The sequence below is a fragment of the Microcoleus sp. Pol12A5 genome (assembly GCF_036701435.1).
Classification (GTDB): domain Bacteria; phylum Cyanobacteriota; class Cyanobacteriia; order Cyanobacteriales; family Microcoleaceae; genus Microcoleus.
Map to the genome: position 1 here is coordinate 1 of NZ_JAUBQU010000242.1, position 3,189 is coordinate 3,189.

A 3,189-nucleotide genomic window follows, 5' to 3' on the forward strand; every position below is an offset into this window, starting at 1 on the left:
CCTGGCACATCTTTAGATGAACTCATCTGTGCCTACTGCGCTCAATAGTGTCTCTTTTTTATTTGAAATGACTATATGTTTCCTCAATCTTACCAGAACCATCTAGAAAAACAACTCAAACCAGCAGACTACCTGACTCGCAAAATTCTGGTATATTTGTTGCAAAGCCACAGACAGGTTAGTATTGAATTGCTCGCTTCTGTAATGACCTATCCAATTCAATTTGAGAGCCGGAGGCGTAGTCTGCAACGATTTCTCAAATTAGACTGCCTCAACATAGAAAGTCTGTGGTTTCCGCTGGTCAAAGAAATTTTAACAGCCAAATTTAAGAAATCGAAACCTTTGAAGCTTGCTATAGATCGTACTCAATGGCGATCGCACAACGTATTTATGCTCAGTCTGGTGTGGGAAAAACGAAGTGGTAGTGCTTTTATGTAAAGGATGGAGGGTAATACCTCTATGTCCAGTCTTTTGAGGAGTCTCATCATGAAATCCTATCTAATTTGTCCCACTTGTGGTTCTGACGATGTGATGAAAAATGGGATGACTCGTCGGGGAAAACTTTCACCACAAATGTCGCGAATGTGGTCGGCAGTTTGTCGAAAACCCTCAGTGGAAACCCAAAGACACCGACATTTTGGCAAAAATTGAGTTAGTTCTGTTGGAGCGGATTTCCCTGGCTGGTATTGCCCTCCTTCATGGGGGTTTCCTCTCTTCTGGCTGCAAAATTATGTGAACCACTTGTACGGTGCAATAAAACTCTTGCGCCACAGTCATTCCGAAAGAAATTGGAAAACACACAGTCCAAATGGATGAACTCTGGTATGAAAGTAGACGCCAAAGGGAATAAACAATGAGTCTGGTTAGCAATGGATACCAAGACGCGTGAAGTCATCGGATGTCATATTGGAGACCGCTCCTCGAAATCGGCTCTGGCATTATGGGATTCACTACCAAATGTCTATCGCCTCCAGTGCCAAGATTTATACCGATTACTGGGAAGCCTATGCCGTAGTTTTACCAAGTAAAAGGCATAAGTCCGTCGGCTCCGAAAGCGGATTAACCAGTTACATTGAACGATTAAACAATACTCTCAGGCAACGAATTTCGCGATTAGTCAGAAAGACTTTATCGTTTTCTAAAAAGTTGGAGAATCACAAGGGTGCTATTTGGAACTTCATTCATGACTACAATCACCAAATCAGATTAGGAATGCTGAAAGTTCAACCGCCTCAATTTTCTCCATCCTTTACATAAAAGCACTACCTTTGCATAAAGCAAACGGCTCATCACAATCTCACTCGTCCCCAACGAAGCAATCGTCCCCAACGAAGCAATACCAGCCGATACAACTGCTCCTGTCAGCAGTGAAAACAGCACTACCATTTTCGCGATCGTCCATCCACACCCAGTTTTTTGATTGCTGTGTTGCGGATACTCGGCTTGATTGGTGGCAGTATCACTCATTAACACCTTTGTCCCATCTAGTACCCGCACCCGCAATCCACACCATTGTTTTTCTGTTGGAACTTGCTTTTCTAGAGCTTCTGCGCCTATAGGTACTAACTGTTGGACGAGTCTTTCGGGTAGTCGTTGACGAGCTTTACTGTAAGCCCCTGTGTCTGAGGAAGGAGGCTTGACTCCGGCACTGCTGGACCAGGTACTCATCCGCTTCACTGCTTGACGCTTGATTTTTGTCTGGATCTAGTACCTGCGATACCATCGCCCATAAGGTCACTATCGGTGTGTAGACACTCCTGTAATACCTCACGTTTTCGTTAGCCAACAGCTCAAGCACTTGAGAGTCTGGTAGCAGTTCTCTCCAGGGTAAGGCGACACTCTGTAAAAATTGTTGCTTGAGAATAGACGCACGATTTGGCATACTAGAGGGAGATATTTTAGTTTGTAAAGCAATTATCTATATAGATATTGCCTTACAGATTTTTTTTGCTCACTTTTTTAGTGATTGATCTAAAGTCCAATGCAGACCATTTTCAATACCCCAATGTAGACGGATAGCTTGCCCCAATTTATGAGCATTACATTCCAAACTCGTTAAATAAAACTGAACTTCATGGGTAGTTTTATTCCAAAGATGTCTGACCAGGACTACCATGACAATACATTGAAGACCAACCCAATCTTTTTGGTTATGTAAAGTTGGTAATTGAGAAATAGGAACACACCAACAGGATCGTTTTTAAGTCCGATGGTGACGCGAGCTCTACTTGTTGGTCATAACTATGGATAATACCTTCAAACCCTTGAGACAATTGTTGCTCTAACCAATCTTTTACTTGTCCGTGAAGTGTAGGATGATTAGCTTTAAGGGCTAAAACGTAATCAGCTTTAGCATAAAAAATTTGGGAGGCAATGGCTGTTTGCGTACCTATTGCATCAATCGTAATAATACATCCCACCATATCTAATAACTCTAATAAGGCAGGAATTGTAATAATTTCATTAGATTTATCTGCTACCTTTACTTGTCCTCAAACAAGACGATATTGACTCGACCAAGCGCTCACTAGATGTAAAGCTGATTTCCCCTGCTCTCTATCGTATGAGCCTTTGATAGTCTTATCATCAATGGGAATTACCTGCACCCCTATTACCTCAACTATCCATTCTATCTAACGTCGAAAGCATTGCTCAAATACTTTGGGATTAATGCGTTCAAAAACTCGTCGAAATGTATCTGCACTTGGGATACCTCCTGGTAAAGCTAAAAACTGCTCCAACCATTCACATTTACTTAATCGATAATTTTCCATGTCTTCCCATCCATTACCTCCTGCAATTACTGACAATATTCCAAGGCTCAAAATATCTGTTAATGTATGGACACGCGTTCTTTCTACACGAGGGTCTTTGATATCACCAAATACTAATGCCATTTTTTCTGTCAGTGCAGTCGCCTGAGCTATACTCAATTTTTTTGAGCTTTTAATCCTGTGTTTTCAAGATTTGAAACCTGATGCCATAAGACTGACCTGTTAAGTAAGATAGACACTTTTTTCTTACAAGCATACTACATAAGATATTTGATACTCAAATTGTCTCTATCAATCTACAAGTGGATTCAATAATCTATATTTTTAAATACAAAATTACTGTAGTTTAGACTAAAAAATGATTGCAGCCAAAAGTAGCTGCCTTTGAATATCCGGCAAGCTGTTACTCAAAAAC

The 3,189-nt window shown here is 41.0% G+C and carries 4 protein-coding genes and 2 pseudogenes; 2 read left to right on the plus strand and 4 right to left on the minus strand.

Features of this window, described 5'->3' with window-relative positions; translation table 11 throughout:
- Positions 1–75: 75 nt before the first annotated feature.
- Both QUA45_RS28310 and QUA45_RS29335 read left to right on the plus strand, forming a co-directional pair.
- Positions 76–438 (plus strand): hypothetical protein, encoded by a 363-nt coding sequence (locus QUA45_RS28310; RefSeq protein WP_333101258.1) that lies wholly within the window; start codon positions 76–78, stop codon positions 436–438.
- Positions 439–483: 45 nt separating this feature from the next.
- Positions 484–1,257, plus strand: a pseudogene (locus QUA45_RS29335) (IS1 family transposase).
- Here the strand turns inward: QUA45_RS29335 and QUA45_RS28325 are convergent.
- The 4 genes and pseudogenes from QUA45_RS28325 to QUA45_RS28335 form a co-directional block, all read right to left on the minus strand.
- Positions 1,207–1,668, minus strand: coding sequence for a hypothetical protein (locus QUA45_RS28325; protein ID WP_333223224.1), 462 nt, complete (start codon positions 1,666–1,668; stop codon positions 1,207–1,209). The pseudogene QUA45_RS29335 and the gene QUA45_RS28325 overlap by 51 nt on opposite strands.
- Before the next feature lie 283 nt (positions 1,669–1,951).
- The gene (locus tag QUA45_RS29340) at positions 1,952–2,176 is read right to left on the minus strand and encodes an ISAs1 family transposase (RefSeq protein ID WP_445304997.1); all 225 of its coding nucleotides are present in this window, start codon (positions 2,174–2,176) and stop codon (positions 1,952–1,954) included.
- Positions 2,151–2,480 (minus strand): annotated as a pseudogene (locus QUA45_RS28330) (ISAs1 family transposase); the annotation flags it as partial. The gene QUA45_RS29340 and the pseudogene QUA45_RS28330, both read right to left, overlap by 26 nt.
- Positions 2,481–2,633: 153 nt before the next feature.
- Positions 2,634–2,933 carry a transposase family protein gene (locus tag QUA45_RS28335; RefSeq protein ID WP_333223227.1) on the minus strand — a complete coding sequence of 100 codons (300 nt, stop codon included), beginning with the start codon at positions 2,931–2,933 and terminating at the stop codon, positions 2,634–2,636.
- Positions 2,934–3,189: the final 256 nt, after the last annotated feature.